The organism is Micromonospora sp. NPDC047527 (assembly GCF_040643015.1).
Lineage (GTDB): Bacteria > Actinomycetota > Actinomycetes > Mycobacteriales > Micromonosporaceae > Micromonospora.
This window is the reverse complement of record NZ_JBEYTK010000007.1, coordinates 193,365-209,849: the sequence shown is the minus strand read 5'-3', so window position 1 is coordinate 209,849 and position 16,485 is coordinate 193,365. Positions and strand designations below refer to the sequence as shown.

General features: G+C 73.3%; 12 protein-coding genes. 3 read left to right on the top strand and 9 right to left on the bottom strand.

Annotated elements, in window-relative coordinates; translation table 11 throughout:
- Positions 1-116: 116 nt before the first annotated feature.
- Positions 117-1,652, bottom strand: coding sequence for a glutamate synthase subunit beta (locus tag ABZ808_RS25440; RefSeq protein ID WP_357011097.1), 1,536 nt, complete (start codon positions 1,650-1,652; stop codon positions 117-119).
- Positions 1,645-6,381: a glutamate synthase large subunit gene (gene gltB, locus ABZ808_RS25435; protein ID WP_357011095.1), complete on the bottom strand. Its 4,737-nt coding sequence runs from the start codon at positions 6,379-6,381 to the stop codon at positions 1,645-1,647. Before gltB ends, ABZ808_RS25440 begins: the two co-directional genes overlap by 8 nt.
- A 146-nt stretch (positions 6,382-6,527) precedes the next feature.
- On the opposite strand from gltB, the gene ABZ808_RS25430 reads away from it, so the two are divergent.
- Positions 6,528-7,373: a GNAT family N-acetyltransferase gene (locus tag ABZ808_RS25430; protein WP_357011093.1), complete on the top strand. Its 846-nt coding sequence runs from the start codon at positions 6,528-6,530 to the stop codon at positions 7,371-7,373.
- A 13-nt stretch (positions 7,374-7,386) separates the two neighbouring features.
- Here ABZ808_RS25430 and ABZ808_RS25425 read toward each other — a convergent pair whose 3' ends face one another.
- Positions 7,387-8,574 (bottom strand): FAD-dependent monooxygenase, encoded by a 1,188-nt coding sequence (locus tag ABZ808_RS25425; protein WP_357011091.1) that lies wholly within the window; start codon positions 8,572-8,574, stop codon positions 7,387-7,389.
- A gap of 16 nt (positions 8,575-8,590) precedes the next feature.
- Positions 8,591-9,775: a prolipoprotein diacylglyceryl transferase gene (gene lgt / locus ABZ808_RS25420; protein WP_357011090.1), complete on the bottom strand. Its 1,185-nt coding sequence runs from the start codon at positions 9,773-9,775 to the stop codon at positions 8,591-8,593.
- A gap of 100 nt (positions 9,776-9,875) precedes the next feature.
- Here lgt and ABZ808_RS25415 point away from each other — a divergent pair, with 100 nt between their 5' ends.
- Positions 9,876-10,427, top strand: a complete 552-nt coding sequence (locus ABZ808_RS25415; protein ID WP_357011088.1) for an NUDIX hydrolase — start codon at positions 9,876-9,878, stop codon at positions 10,425-10,427.
- Between the two features lie 144 nt (positions 10,428-10,571).
- Here ABZ808_RS25415 and trpA read toward each other — a convergent pair whose 3' ends face one another.
- The 3 genes from trpA to trpC are packed head-to-tail and all read right to left on the bottom strand — an operon-like array spanning position 10,572 to position 13,456.
- Positions 10,572-11,375, bottom strand: a complete 804-nt coding sequence (gene trpA / locus ABZ808_RS25410; protein WP_357011085.1) for a tryptophan synthase subunit alpha — start codon at positions 11,373-11,375, stop codon at positions 10,572-10,574.
- A gap of 1 nt (position 11,376) precedes the next feature.
- On the bottom strand, positions 11,377-12,615 hold the full coding sequence (gene trpB, locus ABZ808_RS25405) for a tryptophan synthase subunit beta (protein ID WP_357011083.1): 1,239 nt from the start codon (positions 12,613-12,615) through the stop codon (positions 11,377-11,379).
- A gap of 37 nt (positions 12,616-12,652) precedes the next feature.
- Positions 12,653-13,456, bottom strand: a complete 804-nt coding sequence (trpC, locus tag ABZ808_RS25400; protein WP_172862221.1) for an indole-3-glycerol phosphate synthase TrpC — start codon at positions 13,454-13,456, stop codon at positions 12,653-12,655.
- Positions 13,457-13,943: 487 nt separating this feature from the next.
- Between trpC and ABZ808_RS25395 the strand changes: the two genes are divergently transcribed.
- The gene (locus ABZ808_RS25395; RefSeq protein WP_357011081.1) at positions 13,944-14,216 is read left to right on the top strand and encodes a hypothetical protein; all 273 of its coding nucleotides are present in this window, start codon (positions 13,944-13,946) and stop codon (positions 14,214-14,216) included.
- Positions 14,217-14,266: 50 nt separating this feature from the next.
- Here the strand turns inward: ABZ808_RS25395 and ABZ808_RS25390 are convergent, their stop codons facing one another.
- Together ABZ808_RS25390 and ABZ808_RS25385 are read right to left on the bottom strand one after the other, a co-directional pair.
- On the bottom strand, positions 14,267-14,866 hold the full coding sequence (locus ABZ808_RS25390; protein WP_357011079.1) for a Trp biosynthesis-associated membrane protein: 600 nt from the start codon (positions 14,864-14,866) through the stop codon (positions 14,267-14,269).
- Positions 14,867-14,921: 55 nt separating this feature from the next.
- On the bottom strand, positions 14,922-16,475 hold the full coding sequence (locus ABZ808_RS25385) for an anthranilate synthase component I (RefSeq protein ID WP_357011077.1): 1,554 nt from the start codon (positions 16,473-16,475) through the stop codon (positions 14,922-14,924).
- Positions 16,476-16,485: the final 10 nt, after the last annotated feature.

The following is a 16,485-nucleotide window of genomic DNA, read 5'->3' as shown; positions in this document are numbered from 1 at the left end:
CAGCCGACAAGTCTTGCCGGCCTAAACCCATTTGCCCAGGTTTGTGAGCGGCTTCACCAGCGGAGACGTCCGGCCGGTGGGCAGCGCTGCCGCCACACCGACCGGACGCACTCAGCTCACCGCGCGGCGAGAGCCTGCGCGGCCGGACCCACCGGGGCCGGCAGAGCACCGACACCACCGAGGTAACCGTGGATGGCGGCGGCCACCGCACGACCCTCGGCGATGGCCCAGACGATCAGCGAGGCGCCCCGGTGCATATCGCCGGCCACGAACACCCCGTCGGCGTCGGTCTGCCAGTCGTCCCGGGCGTCGATGGCGCCTCGCGCGTTACGGGTCACGCCGAACTGGGCCAGCAGCGGCTGCTGCTCGGTGCCCTCGAAGCCGATCGCCAACAGCACCAGATCCGCCGGCAACTCCCGCTCGGAGCCCGGCACCACGGTGACCACCCGTCGGCCGTCGTGCTTCTGCACCGTCACCTCGGCGATCCGGACCGCCCGCACCTGGCCGGTGCCGTCGTCCACGAACTCCTGCACCGCCACCGCGAAGACCCGCTCGCCGCCCTCCTCGTGCGCCGGGTAGCTGCGCAGGAGCCACGGCCAGGTCGGCCACGGGTCCCGCGCCTCGTCGCGCTCGCTCGGCGGCTGCGGGTACAGGTCGAGCTGGTGCACACCAGCGGCACCCTGCCGGTGCGCGACACCGAGGCAGTCAGCGGCGGTGTCACCGCCCCCGATGATCACCACGTGCTTGCCGGCCGCGTCGATCGGCGTGCCGTCCGGCAGCACCGCCCGGGCCGCCCGGCCCTCGCCGGTGACGGCGGTGCCAGGCAGGTCGGTGGCCGCTGCCGCGACCGCGCGATTGGCCGCGACCAGATGCGCCATCGCCTGGTGTACGCCCCGCAGCGCCCGCCCCGGGGTCTCCGGGGTGTCCCGGCCGTGCAACGCGCCGCAGGCCAGCAGCACGGCGTCATGCTCGGCGCGCAACTGCTCGGCGGTGACGTCCACGCCGACGTTCACGCCGGTGCGGAAACGCACCCCCTCGGCGGAGAGCTGCGCCAACCGGGCGTCGATGTGCCGCTTCTCCAGCTTGAAGTCCGGGATGCCGTACCGGAGCAGGCCACCGATCGCGTCGTCGCGCTCGTACACCGTCACCGCGTGACCGGCGCGGGCCAACTGCTGCGCGGCGGCGAGGCCGGCGGGCCCGGAACCGACCACGGCGACCGACCGGCCGGACGGCGCCGGCACCGGGCGGGGCAGGAGGCCACCCGCCGCGGCGGCGTCGGCGATCTCCACCTCCACCTGCTTGATGGTCACCGGCTGCCCACCGGCGATGCCCAGCACGCAGGCCGCCTCGCAGGGCGCCGGGCAGAGCCGGCCGGTGAACTCCGGGAAGTTGTTTGTGGCGTGCAGCGACTCCACGGCGGCGTCCCAGCTGCCGGTGCGGACCAGGTCGTTCCAGTCCGGAATCCGGTTGCCCAGCGGGCAGCCGTCGTGGCAGAACGGGATGCCGCAGTCCATGCACCGGGTCGCCTGCTCGCGGACCAGTTCCTCGCCGGCCGGCGGGTACACCTCACGCCAGTCGCTGATCCGCACCGACACCGGACGGCGGGCCGGCAGTCGCCGGTCGTAGCGCAGGAAACCGTTCGGGTCAGGCACGGGCCACCTCCTGGGCAACCACCCGCGAAGCGGGCGGCACGGGCGCGGCCGAGGGTGCGCTGAGCGCGCCCATCACCGCGTCGTCGACGTCGAGGCCGGCGGCTTCGGCGGCCCGCATGATCTCCAGCACCCGGCGGTACTCGCGGGGCACCACCGCGGTGAACTCGGCCACCGCCTCCGGCCAGCGCTTGAGCAAATCCTCGGCGACCGCCGAACCGGTCTCGGCCACGTGCCGCTGGACCAGCTCGTGCAGCAGGGCCTGCTCCTGCTCGCCCAGCGGCGTCAGGTCGACCAGCTCCGCGTTGACCCGGGACCGGTCCAGCCGGTGCACGAACGCCGTACCGCCGGACATGCCGGCGGCGAAGTTACGGCCGGTCGCGCCGAGCACCACCACCGTCCCGCCGGTCATGTACTCGCAGCCGTGGTCGCCGACACCCTCGACCACCGCGGTCGCGCCGGAGTTGCGCACCGCGAACCGCTCCCCCACCCGGCCACGCAGGAAGACCTCGCCGGCGGTGGCTCCGTACAGGATGGTGTTTCCGGCGATGATCTGGTCCTCGGCACGGTTGCCCGGCGCGGCGTCGGCGTCGAGGAACGGCGCGGCGGCGTCCGGGCGGACGATGATCCGCCCACCGGAGAGGCCCTTGGCCACATAGTCGTTGGCGTCGCCGTGCAGCCGCAGGGTCACCCCGTGCGGCAGGAACGCGCCGAACGACTGCCCCGCCGTGCCATGCAGCACGAACTCGATGGTGTCGTCGGGCAGGCCTGCGCCACCGAACCGGCGGGTCACCTCACCGCCGAGCATCGCGCCGACGCTGCGGTGCTCGTTGCGCACCGCCACCTCGACACGTACCGGCGTCACCTGGGCGGAGTCCCAGGCCTCGGCGCTGGCCGCCTCCGCCCGGGACTCCGCAGCGGAGAGCACGGGGCGGGCGAATGCGATCAGCTCGTTGTCCAGGGAGTGCTCCAGGCCGTGGTCCTGGGCGCGCACGCCACGCCGGGCGGCGCCGGCGGGCAACTCCGGCAGGTGCAGGACCGGCGCCAGGTCGAGCCCGTGCGCCTTCCAGTGCGTGACCGCCGGGGCCACGTCGAGCAACTCGGTCTGCCCGATCGCCTCTTCGATCGATCGGAAGCCCAGCTCGGCCAGGTACCCGCGGACCTCCTCGGCGAGGAACAGGAAGAAGTTCTCCACGAACTCCGGGGTGCCGGTGTACCGCTCACGCAGCACCGGGTTCTGGGTGGCGATGCCCACCGGGCAGGTGTCCAGGTGGCAGACCCGCATCATCACGCAGCCGGAGACGATCAGCGGCGCGGTCGCGAAGCCGAACTCCTCCGCGCCGAGCAGCGCCGCGATCAGCACGTCCCGACCGGTCTTGAGCTGGCCGTCGACCTGCACGGTGACCCGGTCGCGCAGCTTGTTGAGCAGCAGCGTCTGCTGCGCCTCGGCCAGCCCCAGCTCCCACGGGGTGCCCGCGTGCTTGAGCGAGTTCAGGGGGGACGCGCCGGTGCCGCCGTCGTGACCGGAGATCAGGATGACGTCGGCCTTGAGCTTGGCCACCCCGGCGGCGACGGTGCCGACACCCACCTCGCTGACCAGCTTGACGTGCACCCGGGCGGCCGGGTTGACGCACTTCAGGTCGTGGACGAGCTGGGCCAGGTCCTCGATGGAGTAGATGTCGTGGTGCGGCGGCGGGGAGATCAGGCCGACGCCGGGGGTGGCGTGCCGGGTCCGGGCGATCCACGGCCAGACCTTGTTGCCGGGCAGTTGGCCGCCCTCGCCGGGCTTGGCGCCCTGGGCCATCTTGATCTGGAGGTCGTCGGCGTTGACCAGGTATTCGCTTGTGACACCGAACCGGCCACTGGCGATCTGCTTGACCGACGAGCGGCGCAGCGGGTCGTGCAGCCGATCGACGTCCTCGCCGCCCTCGCCGGTGTTGGATTTGCCGCCGAGGCGGTTCATCGCGATGGCGAGCGTCTCGTGGGCCTCCGCCGAGATCGACCCGTACGACATGGCGCCGGTGGCGAACCGCTTGACGATCTCGGTGGCCGGCTCGACCTCCTCGATCGGCACCGCCGGGCGGACCCCGGTGCGCAGGGTGAACAGCCCGCGCAGCGAGCCGGCCTGCGCGGCGAGCGCGTCGACCTTCGCCGTGTACTGCCGGAAGACGTCGTACTGCCGGCTGCGGGTGGCGTGCTGGAGCAGGAAGACCGTCTCCGGGTTGAACAGATGCAGCTCACCCTCACGACGCCACTGGTACTCGCCGCCGACCTCCAGCCGGTCGGAGACGGCGGTGCCGGCCGGCGGCCAGGCCAGCGCGTGCCGGGCGGCCACCTCGGCGTGCACGCCGGCCAGGCCCACCCCGCCGATGCGGCTGGGGGTGCCCCGGAAGTAGCGGTGGATCAACCGGGTGTCCAGCCCGACCGCCTCGAAGACCTGAGCACCGCAGTACGACGAGACCGTCGAGATGCCCATCTTCGACATGATCTTCAGGACGCCCTTGCCGAGCCCCTTGGCGTAGTTGCGCACCGCGGCAGCCGGTTCGACACCGGTCAGCGCGCCGGTGGCGATCATGTCCTCCACCGACTCGAAGGCCAGGTACGGGTTGACCGCCGCCGCACCGTACCCGATCAGGACGGCCGCGTGGTGCACCTCCCGGCAGTCGCCGGACTCGACGATCAGCGCCGCCTGCGTGCGGGTCTGCTCCCGCACCAGGTGCTGGTGCACGGCCGCGGTGAGCAGCAGCGACGGAATCGGCGCGAGATCGGCGTTGGAGTCCCGGTCGGAGAGCACCAGGATGCGGACGCCGTCCTCGATGGCCTCGGAGACGTGCCGGCAGATCTCGGTGAGCCGGGCCTTGATGCCGGCGGCACCCTCCCGGATGCGGTACAGGCCGGAGACCCGGACCGCCTTGAAGCCGGGCAGGTCACCGTCCTCGTCGATGGAGAGGATCTTCGCCAGCTCGTCGTTGTCGATGATCGGATGCGGCAGCACGATCTGCCGGCAGCTCGCCGCACCCGGGTCGAGCAGGTTGCCCTCCGGCCCGATGGTCGACGCCAGGCTGGTCACCAGCTCCTCACGGATGGCGTCCAGCGGCGGGTTGGTGACCTGGGCGAAGAGCTGGTGGAAGTAGTCGTAGAGCAGCCGCGGCCGGGTGGACAGCGGCGAGATCGGGGTGTCGGTGCCCATCGAGCCGATCGGCTCGGCGCCGGTACGGGCCATCGGCGCGAGCAGGATCTTCAGCTCCTCCTGCGTGTAGCCGAAGGTCTGCTGGCGGCGCCGGACCGAGTCGTGGGTGTAGACGGTGTGCTCGCGGGCCGGCAGATCGTCGAGCTCGATCAGCCCGGCGTGCAGCCACTCGTCGTACGGCTGGGCGGCGGCCAGCTCGGACTTGATCTCGTCGTCGTGCACGATCCGGCCGGCGACGGTGTCGACCAGGAACATCTTGCCCGGCTGGAGCCGCCCCTTGGCGACCACACGCGCCGGGTCGAGGTCGAGCACGCCCGCCTCGGAGCCCAGCACGACCAGGCCGTCGGCGGTCTGCCACCAGCGCCCCGGGCGCAGCCCGTTGCGGTCCAGCACCGCGCCGACGATCTCGCCGTCGGTGAACGCCACCGACGCCGGCCCGTCCCACGGCTCCATGAGGCTCGCGTGGAAGCGGTAGAAGGCCCGCTTGTCCGGCTGCATGCCGGGGTCGTTCTCCCACGCCTCGGGGATCATCATGAGCACCGCGTGCGGCAGGCTCCGACCGGCCAGGTGCAGCAGCTCCAGGACCTCGTCGAAGTTCGCCGAGTCGGAGGCGGCGGGGGTGCACACCGGAAAGACCCGCCGGATGTTGCCCGGCAGGTTCGGCGAGCGCAGCAGCGCCTCGCGGGCCTGCATCCAGTTGCGGTTGCCCCGGATCGTGTTGATCTCGCCGTTGTGGGCGATGAACCGGTACGGGTGCGCCAGCGGCCAGGACGGGAACGTGTTCGTGGAGAACCGGGAGTGCACGAGAGCGATAGCGCTGTCCACGCGCTCGTCGCGCAGGTCCGGGTAGAACGCCGGGAGCTGGTCGGGCGTGAGCATGCCCTTGTAGATCATGGTCCTGCTGGACAGCGACGGGAAGTACGCCGGCACGCCCCGCTCGGCGGTCTCCCGCTCGGCCTGCTTGCGCAGGCAGAACGCCACCCGGTCCAGGTCGATGCCGCGCAGCGGGGAGCCGGCCCGGCCGGCGGGCGAGTCGGTGAGCCGGTGCGCGGCGAGGAAGACCTGCCGGACCCTGGGCATCGCCGCCAGGGCGGTCTCGCCGAGCCCGGTCGGCTCGATCGGCACGTCCCGCCAGCCGAGGAGGTCAGCCCCCTCGACGACCGCGTACTTTTCGATGACCCGGCGGGCGCGAGCCTCGGCGGCGTCGTCGTCGGGGAGGAAGACCAGGCCGGTGGCGTACTCGCCGGCTGGCGGAAGCGTGACGTCGGCCACCGCGCGCAGGAACGCGTCCGGGACCTGGATCATGATGCCCGCGCCGTCGCCGGTGTTCGGCTCCGCGCCCCGGGCGCCGCGATGGTCCAGCCGGCAGAGCGCTCCGAGCCCGTTGGCGACGACCGAGTGCGACCGCCGGCCGTGCAGGTCCGCTACGAAGGCCACTCCGCAGGCGTCGTGCTCCTGCGCCGGGTCGTAGAGACCCTGGGCGGACGGGCGGGGGCCGGGCGTCGGCAAAGCCTGTGGGCTCTGCGGGTACGGAAAGGCCACCGGGCCTCCTGTCGTCACTCAGGTTGGATCATGGTGAGGGACGACGTCGGCCCGTGGGGTCTATTGAGTCTACGTTAGGGGGGTAAGCGCAAGGGCACTCAAGATTGATCACACCGTCCAGAGTCTGGGACGTGTAGTCTCGCGCGGTGGATCCGCTACACAAGGACGTCTTCGACCGTTTGGAACGCTTCTACGACGCTGTGCCCCGGGACGTCGCCGGCGCGGAAGAACATGGCGCGTTGGTGCTGTTCGTCCGCGAAGGCGCCGGCTGGCCGTTCTACGCCCGGCCCCGGATCGGCGCCAACGAGCCGCCGTCCCTGGCCGACATTACCTCGGTGCGGGAGCGACAGCGCACGTTGGGCCTGCCCGAGGCCTTCGAGTGGGTGCACGACACCACCCCTGACCTGCTGGCGGTCGCCCGCTCTGCGGGGCTGAGCGTGCTGGAGGCGCCGCTGATGGTGCTCGATCCGGCCGCGCTGCCGGACCCGGCGACGCTGTCCGACGTACCGGTGCGGGTGCTGGCGGCGGACTCACCCGACTTCGCCGCCGACGTCGCCGCACGGCGGGCGGTGGCCGCCGTGGCGTTCAGCGCGGCCGGCACCGCGCCCGGGGAGGCCGGGCCGGCCGAACGGGACGCGGCGGTCACCGAGCTGGAGCTGGCCGCGCTGGACGAGGAGCGTGCCCGGATCGCCGACGGCCGACGGATCTCCGCCCTGGCCGGCACGCCGACCGAGGGTGCGCTGGCCAGCGGCATGGCGATGCGGGTGGGCGACGTCGCGGAGATCGCCGGGGTGGCCACGCTGCCCGTCGCCCGCCGTCGCGGGATGGGCGCCGCGCTGACCGCCACCCTCGCCCGGGAACTGCTCGCCGCCGGCACCGACCTCGTCTTCCTGTCCGCTGGCAGCGAGGAGATCGCCCGGGTCTACCTGCGGGTCGGCTTCCGGCGCGTCGGCACCGCCTGCATTGCCGAACCCGCCGCCCTCATCCCCTGAGCATCGGGACGGGTCACGCCGGCGGGCGCCACTGGGCGGCGGAGGCGGCGGCGCTGGAGAGCAGCCGCGAGTTGATCGTGCCGAGTGCGGCGTCCCGGGCGCGCAGCGCCAACCGGCCCCGGGTCTGGAGCACCGCCGACATGCGCCGGGTCTGCCGGACCACCGTCGCCGCCCGGGGGCGACGCACCCGGTCGTACGCCTGCACCGCGTCGGGCAGTCGGGCCTCGCGCAGCAGTGAGGCAAGCGTGGCGGCGTCCTCGAACGCCAGGCACGCGCCCTGGCCGAGGTGCGGCGGCATGGCATGCGCCGCGTCGCCGAGCAGCACCACGCCGCCCGGCCCGGCCGGGAAGCCGTACGCGCGGGGCAACGGGCGCAGCTCACGGACCTCCTGCTGGACGAGGTCGGTCGGGTCGGTGGCGTCGAGTAAATCGGCGATCGGCGCCGGCCAGCCCGCGTACCAGCGGCGCAGCAGGGCTAGCTGGGTCTCCGGCGGCTCCGGACGGGGCGCGCCGGCCGCGGTGGCCACCCAGTAGATGCCACCCCGGGTGGAGCCGCCCGAGGAGCCGCGCTCGCCCAGCGAGGCGGCCACGAAACGGTAGCCCGCGCCGAGGACCTCACCGGCGATCGGCTGGTCGGCGGGCAGCCGGGGTGCCCGGTACCAGGGGATGACGGCACGCCAGGCGGCGCAGCCGGAGCTGACCACCCTGGATTCGGGGGCCAGTTGACGGCGGATGACGCTGTCCGTGCCGTCGGCGGCGACCACCAGGTCGGCCTCGATGGTGTGCCGTCCGTCGCTGACGCCCGGCCGCTCACCCGGCTCGACCCGGACGTGGCGCACGGTCACGCCGGTGCGCAGTTCGACGCGCTCGCCGAGCCCGGCGATCAACGCGTCGTGCAGGTCCTCCCGGTGCACCACCACCGGCATCCGCTCGACGGACGTCGGTCGAGGCTGCACCAGCCAGTGCCCGTCCGGGCGGCGGACACCGCCGTCGGGCAGCGGGGTGGCGATGGCGGCCAGGCCGGCGCCGAGGCCGAGAGCCTGCAACGCGCGCACACCGTTGGGCCAGAGCACGACGGCGGTCGGCTCGGGACGGACCCGCTCGGCGCGGTCCAGCAGGGTGACCTGCCAACCGGAGCGGGCCAGCGCGCCAGCGACCGCGAGGCCACCGACCCCGGCACCGACCACCACCGCGCTGCGCATCGGTATCGGCCCCCGCTCAGCTGTCCCGGTCGGCGGGGCGTGCGCCGGTGGCGTCGGCCCGGTCGCCGTCGAGTGCCTCCCGCGTGCCGGCCGCCGTGCCGTCGGTCGGCGTTCGGTCGCCGGTCGCGGCCCCGCCGGTCGGCTCGTCGCCCTCGGCGCTGACGTCGTCGTCGGCCGGCTCGGGCGGTGCCACGCCGGTGTCCCGCCAGGCGTGGAACTGCTCTTCGCTGACCACCCGGTAACCCTCCGGGGCGGCAGCCTGCGCGCCGGTCTCCCGCTCGGAGAGGTCGACCTGGGACAGGTCGGACGTCGCGGACGGGGTCGGCGTGGCCGCCGCGCCGAGCGGGATCAGATACTCCCGGGGGCCGCGGACCCGCACGAAGTAGATCAACGCGCCGAGGAAGACCAGGGTCGCCGTCCAGACGTTGAGCCGGACACCGAGGATCTGGTTGGCGTCGTCGGTGCGCATCAGCTCGATCCAGAACCGGCCGACGGTGTAGCCCATCACGTAGAGCGCGAACGCCCGGCCCCGTCCGAGCCGCAGCTTGCGGTCCAGGATCAGGACCAACGCGACCACGCCGAGGTTCCACAGCGCCTCGTAGAGGAACGTCGGCTGGTAGAGGCCCGGTTCGAGGATCGGCTGGCCCGCGTCGTCCCGCAACGCGTGCCCCGGATTGTCCGGGTCCATCCGGTGGATCTCCAGACCCCACGGCAGGGTGGTCCGGCCGCCGAACAGCTCGTTGTTGAACCAGTTGCCGACCCGCCCGACCGCCTGGGCCAGCGGCAGCCCGGGGGCCAACGCGTCGGCCACCACCGTGAACGGGATGCCGAGCTGCCGGGCCGCGATCCAGGCGCCGACCGCGCCACCGGCGACCGCGCCCCAGATGCCGAGACCGCCCTCCCAGATGGCGAACGCCTTCATCGGGTCACCACCGGCGCCGAAGTATTTCTCCGGTGAGGTGAGCACGTGGTAGATCCGGGCGCCGATGATGCCCGCGGGCACTGCCCAGACGGCGATGTCGAGCACCGCTCCCGGCGCGACACCCCGCTGGCGCAGGCGGCGCTCGGTGACCCAGCAGGCCAGCACGATGCCGACGATGATGCACAGCGCGTACGCCCGGATCGGAACCGGCCCGAGCTGCCAGACCGCGGTGCTGGGACTGGGCAGGGCCGCCTGGGGGGACAGCGAGGCGTAGGTCACGGGTGCACACGCTACCGCTGTCCGCCCCCACAGCGGCACCCCGGGCCACCGGTGGCCATCCCGATGACTTCTGGTTTGCGCCGCCGTAGGCTCTTTGTCCATGAGCACGCTCACCTGGGCGGTCGCCGCGGTCGTCACCGACGACACCGGCCGGGTGCTGCTCTGCCGGCAGGGCGAGCGCCGGTACGCACTGCCCGGCGGCCGGCTGCGCCCGGCGGAGAGTCCGGTGCGGGCGGCGCTGCGGGACATCCGCGCCGAGACCGGCTGGGAGATCGAACTGGTCGACCTGGTCGGGGTCTACCACCTGAGCAGCCCCACGGCGAACACGCTGGCCGGGCGTGCCGGGCCACTGCCGGACATCCTGGTGCACGTGTTCCGCGCACGCGCGGCGGAGATCGGGCCGAGCGCCGACCCGCCGCCGGGCTGCCGGCTGTCCTGGCACACCCCCACCGCGCTGCCCGAGGCGGTCACCCCGCTGACCCGAGCAGCCGTCGCCGACGCGGTCGCCGGCCGCTCCGGGGTGCTTCGCGACGGCTGGGGGACGCCCGGCTCCCCGGATCCGGCAGCGCCACCGGTAGCTGCTCACGCCAACGCGGGGCAGCCACCGGAGCAGCGCAGCGCAGTGGCGCCAGGCCCGCCACTGCGACAGTGACCGCACCGGCCCCGCACGCACCTCGGTGCGTCCTCTGCCTGCGGGCAGGCGACCCGGCGGGCATCACGCGATCGAGCACCTACGCCCGCCCTGGCGTCGCGCAGCGCCTGGACGGCGGCGGAGGGCGGCCGAGCACCGCAGTGGTCAGCGGACGGGGTTGCGGACGCCCTCGGCGAGTTCGGCACTGAGGGTACGCAGCGCGGCCAGCCCCTCGGCCTCGGATGGCGCGTCGAGCAGGCAACGGATCAGCGCGCTGCCGACGATCACTCCGTCGGCGTACCCGGCGACCGTGCCGGCCTGCGCGCCGGTGCCCACGCCCAGACCGACACCGACCGGCAGGTCGGTGACCGCGCGGACCCGGGAGACCAGGGTGGGAGCGGCATCGGAGGTACGCGCACGGGCGCCGGTGACCCCCATGACGGCGGTGGCGTAGACGAAGCCACGGCAGTGCTCCACTGTCATCGCCAACCGGGCGTCGGTGGACGACGGCGAGACCAGGAAGGTGCGGTCCAGCCCGTGCGCGTCCGAGGCGGCCAGCCACTCGTCCGCCTCGTCGGGGATCAGATCCGGGGTGATCAGGCCGGTCCCGCCGGCGGCGGCGAGGTCGCGGGCGAACACGTCCACCCCGTACCGCTCGACGGGGTTCCAGTAGGTCATGGTGACCACCGGCGCGCCGGTGGCCGCGACCGCCTCGATGATGCGCAGCGTGTCCGCCGTACGGACGCCGCCGGCCAGCGCGATGTCGCTGGCCTTCTGGATGACCGGCCCGTCCATCACCGGGTCGGAGTACGGGATCTCCACCTCGATGACGTCGACGCCGGCCTCGACCATCGCCGTCATGGCCGCGATGCTGCCCTCGACGGTCGGGAACCCGGCCGGCATGCAGCCGACCAGGACGGCCCGTCCGTCGGCTCGGGCCTTGTCGAAGGCCACCCCGATCCGGCTCATCTCACCGCTCCTTGTCGAGGATGCCGAAGTAGTCCCCGGCGGTGTGCACGTCCTTGTCGCCCCGCCCGGAGAGGTTCACCACGATGGTCGGCTCCCGGCCCAGCTCGGCGGCGAGCTTCGGGGCCAGCGTGACGGTGCCGGCGAGCGCGTGCGCGCTCTCGATCGCCGGGATGATCCCCTCGGTGCGGCAGAGCATCTCGAACGCGGCCATCGCCTCGTCGTCGGTGACCGGCAGGTAGTTGGCCCGGCCGGTGTCGTGCAGCCAGGCGTGCTCCGGCCCGACGCCCGGGTAGTCCAGGCCGGCAGAGATCGAGTGCGACTCCAGCGTCTGCCCGTCGGCGTCCTGCAGCACGTACGTGCGGGCGCCGTGCAGCACGCCCGCGGACCCGCCGGTGATGCTGGCCGCGTGCCGGGTGGTGGTCACCCCGTCGCCGCCGGCCTCGAAGCCGTACAGCCGCACGTCCTCGTCGCCGACGAAGGCATGGAAGATGCCCAGCGCGTTGGAGCCGCCGCCGACGCAGGCGGTCACCGCGTCCGGCAGCGCGCCGGTGAGGTCGAGACACTGCTGGCGGGCCTCGTCGCCGATGCCACGGACGAAGTCTCGGACCATCGCCGGGAACGGGTGCGGCCCGGCGGCGGTGCCGATCAGGTAGTGCGTCTCGTCGACGTTGGCAACCCAGTCACGCATCGCCTCGTTCATCGCGTCCTTGAGGGTGCGCGAACCGGTGGTGACCGGGACGACGGTGGCGCCGAGCATCCGCATCCGGGCCACGTTGAGGGCCTGCCGCTCGGTGTCGACCTCGCCCATGTAGACCACGCACTCCAGGTCGAACAGGGCGGCCGCCGTCGCGGTGGCCACGCCGTGCTGACCGGCGCCGGTCTCCGCGATCACGCGGGTCTTGCCCATCCGCCTGGTGAGCAGCGCCTGGCCGAGCACGTTGCGCACCTTGTGCGCGCCGGTGTGGTTGAGGTCCTCGCGCTTGAGCAGCACGCGCGCCCCGACCTTCGCGGAGAACCGCCGGGCCTCGTAGAGCAGCGACGGCGTACCCGCGTAGTCCCGCAGCAGCGCGCCGAACTCGGCCCGGAAAGATTCGTCGGTCATCGCCGTGCGCCACGCCCCGTCGAGCTCGTCCAACGCGGCCACCAGGGCCTCGGGCACGAACCGACCGCCGAAGCGGCCGAAGTGGCCGGCGGAGTCGGGCTGCGAGCCGGCCACCGGGGCCAGCGCATCGGCGCTCATCGGAAATCCTCTCGGTGGGGCGTCACACCGGCGCGGGTCAGCGCACCGGCCGGGGCGTTGCCGGGTGGTTGCCGGCGTTGACCAGCTCGGCGACCGCCTCGCGGGGGCTCTTCTGGGTGACCAGGCCCTCGCCGACGAGGACCGCGTCGGCGCCCGCGGAGGCGTACCGGATCAGGTCGTGCGGCCCACGGACGCCCGATTCGGCGATCTTGACGACACTGCTGGGCAGGCCGGGCGCGATCCGCTCGAACACCGACCGGTCGACCTCCAGGGTACGCAGGTCGCGGGCGTTGACCCCGATCACCTGCGCGCCGGCCTCCAGGGCACGGTCGGCCTCCTCCTCGTCGTGCACCTCGACGAGAGCGGTCATGCCCAGCGACTCGATCCGCTCCAGCAGGCCCATCAGCACGTTCTGTTCGAGCGCGGCGACGATCAGGAGGACCAGGTCTGCGCCATGGGCGCGTGCCTCGTGCACCTGGTAGCTGGAGACCACGAAGTCCTTGCGCAGCACCGGCACGGTGACCGCGGCCCGGACGGCCGCGAGGTCGTCCAACGAGCCGCCGAACCAGCGCCCCTCGGTCAGCACGCTGATCGCCCGCGCACCGCCGGCCGCGTAGTCGACGGCGAGATCGGCCGGATCGGCGATCTCGGCCAGCCGGCCCTTCGACGGCGAGGAGCGCTTCACCTCGGCGATGACCGCGACGCCGGGCTTACGCAGCGCCGCGTACGCGTCCAGCGGCGGCGGCGCCGCCGCTGCCAGTTCACGGATCCGCTCCAACGGAACCTGCTCCTGGCGTCGGGCGACGTCCTCGCGCACGCCAGCCAGGATCTCGTCGAGCACGCTTACGGACGCTGCCTGACCGGCGTCGTCCCCCTCCGCGTGCGCATGCTCAGCAGTCACCAACGGACTCCCCTCTCCGGGTGTCATGGGCCGATGCTAGGGGCAGCCGACCGACGCCGGGAGGCCGGGGGTATGGCGCTGCTCACGAAAAGGGCTGCGGCATAATGGCCGACTTGCCGTGAACGGGATGTCACGCAGCGCCACCTCCGGTATCGACCGCCGCCATCCGACGGGAGCCCGGCGGCACCGGTCGAACCGGGCCGACCCATCGATCATGCCACTAGTTCCGGGTCGACGCCCGCCCACAACGACGTCGATCGATACTGTGAGCGAACTCAAGGCCGAACGGCCGGTCCCAGGTCAGGGCCGGGACGAGACAGTTGACCGGGCGGTCACCCCGGCGAAACGTCAGCCGGTCAGCATCGTCCTCGGGCAGACTCGATGGCGACCTGCCCGACCGTCGCCAACTCCTCGTGTGGGGTGACCAATGAGCATTGCCGAGCCGAACCCGAGCATCGGGCTGACCACCATCTCGCGGACCGTGGCGTCACTTGCCGTCGGGGTGGTGCACACCCTGGAACGGGCCGTCGTCGGCGAGGCCCGCGTGCGCACAGCGCGCGGCAACGCCTGGGAGGCGGTCTGCGCCGACCGAGCCCGCGCCGACAAGCGCGCCGAACTGGACCGGCTGGTGGCCGAGCTGGCCGCCGCCCGCGCCGCCGCACGCCGCCAGCAGCAGCGGGAGCACCAGCCCGTCGGCTGACCAACCCTCAGGGGCCACACCGGCTGCGCGTCGAGCCGACGGCCGTCGGGTCAGCCGGCCGTCGGATCCTCGCCCCGGTCCAGCGCGTCCCACGCCTCGGTGGTCCGCCGCCCGGCCATCGGGCCGGGCGGTGCGACCGCCGCAGAATCACTCTCCGTGACGGTTCGCGTCGGCCGCTCGTACCGGGCGCCCATCGCCGGCCAGGCGCCGCCCCGCAGCGCGGTCCACCCACCGCCCACGGCGGCCAGCAGGCCGCCCAACAGGCAGAGCGCCGGCCACTGCCGGCTCACCACACCGTCGAGGTCGGCGACCAGCCCGTACCCGCCGCCGACCGCCACGGCCAGGCCGAGCACCCCGAGCAGCACACCCACGATCCGGCGCAGCCAACCCCGGGTGGCCAGCACCGCGCCCCCACCGGCCAACGCGACCAGAGCCAACGCCGGCAGCCACGGCAGCAGGGCAGCCCCACTGCGAACCTCGCGCACCGGCGGCAGCGGAGCCGGGCGCACGGTCAACTCCACCGACCAACTCCGGGTCGCCGCCCACAGCGCCAGGGCCGCGCCAACCAGGCCGAGCAGCACCGCGTACGTCAGCTGACGCCGACCCGACGCAGCCCGACCCCCGGCCTCCAGCCGGTCGCCAACACTCATCGGGTCTGCCTTTCGTTCGCGACTGCGGGGCTCCGCTGCGCTGCACTCCTCGCGCTCACCGGGCCGGCCGTAACGTTTCGGCGGCTGCTATCGCAGCCAGCACGGCCGCGGCCTTGGCGCGGGTCTCCTGGTCCTCGGCGACCGGATCCGAGTCGGCGACCACCCCCGCGCCCGCCTGCACGTACGCGCGGCCGTCGCGGATCAGCGCGGTCCGGATGGCGATCGCCATGTCCAGGTCACCGCCGAAGCCGAAGTAGCCGACCGTGCCGCCGTAGAGGCCGCGTCGGACCGGCTCCAACTCCTCGATGATCTCCATGGCGCGCACCTTGGGCGCACCGGACAGCGTGCCGGCAGGGAAGGTCGCGGCGAGCGCGTCGAACGCGCCACGATCGTCACGCAGCGTGCCGGTCACGGTCGACACGATATGCATCACGTGGCTGTACCGCTCGATGGTGGCGAACTCGGGCACCTCCACGCTGCCCGGCTCACAGACCCGGCCCAGGTCGTTGCGGCCCAGGTCGACCAGCATCACGTGCTCGGCCCGTTCCTTCGGGTCGGCGAGCAGTTCGGCGGCGAGCCGGGCGTCGGCGGCCGCGGTGCCGCCACGCGGCCGGGTGCCCGCGATCGGGTGCAGCAATGCCCGCCGTCGCCCGTCCGAGCCGGCGGTGACCTTCAGGTGCGCCTCCGGCGACGAGCCGACGATGTCGAACCCGTCGAAGCGCAGCAGGTACATGTACGGGCTGGGGTTGCTGGTGCGCAGCACCCGGTACACGTCCAGCGGATCGGCGTGGGTCTCCCGCTCGAAACGCTGCGACAGCACGATCTGGAAGCACTCGCCGGCCCGGATCGCCTCCTTGGCCGCCTCCACCGCCTTCGGATAGCCGCCGTCGGGCGTACGGCACCGGACCTCACCGGCCGGCGGACGCTCGACCGTGGAGATCATCGGCGGGATGGGTCGGGACAGCGCGGTGGTCATCGCGTCGAGCCGTCCCACCGCGTGGTGATAGGCGGCGGTGACCTGCGCATCGCGGTCCGCGGTGTCCATCGGCGGCAGCACCGCGTTGGCGACCAGGATCGCCGAGCCGTCGTAGTGGTCGAGCACCACCAGGTCGGTGGCGAGCATCATGCCCAGTTCCGGCACGCCGAGGTCGTCCTCGGTCAGCTCGGGCAGCCGCTCGAAGCGGCGGACGAAGTCGTAGCCGAGGTAGCCGACCATGCCCCCGGTCAGCGGCGGCATTCCGCCGGCCTCGTCGCCGACCGGGCCGGCCAGCGCCGCGACGGTCTCCCGCAGCACCTCCACCGGGTCACCGCCGGTGGGCAGCCCGGCCGGCGGCTGGCCGAGCCAGGTCGCCACACCGTCGCGCTCGACGAGCGTGGCGCTGCTGCGCACGCCGATGAACGAGTACCGCGACCACGCCATGCCGGCCGAGCCGACGCCCTGTTCGGCCGATTCGAGCAGGAACGTGCCGGGGCCGCCGGCCAGCTTGCGGTAGACCCCGACCGGAGTCTCCGCGTCGGCCAGCAGGCGCCGGATGACCGGCACCACCCGCCAGCGTGCCGCCAGCTCGGTGAAGGTGACCGGGTCGGGGCTCACCGCGCCGTCGGTCATGGCTGAGCCT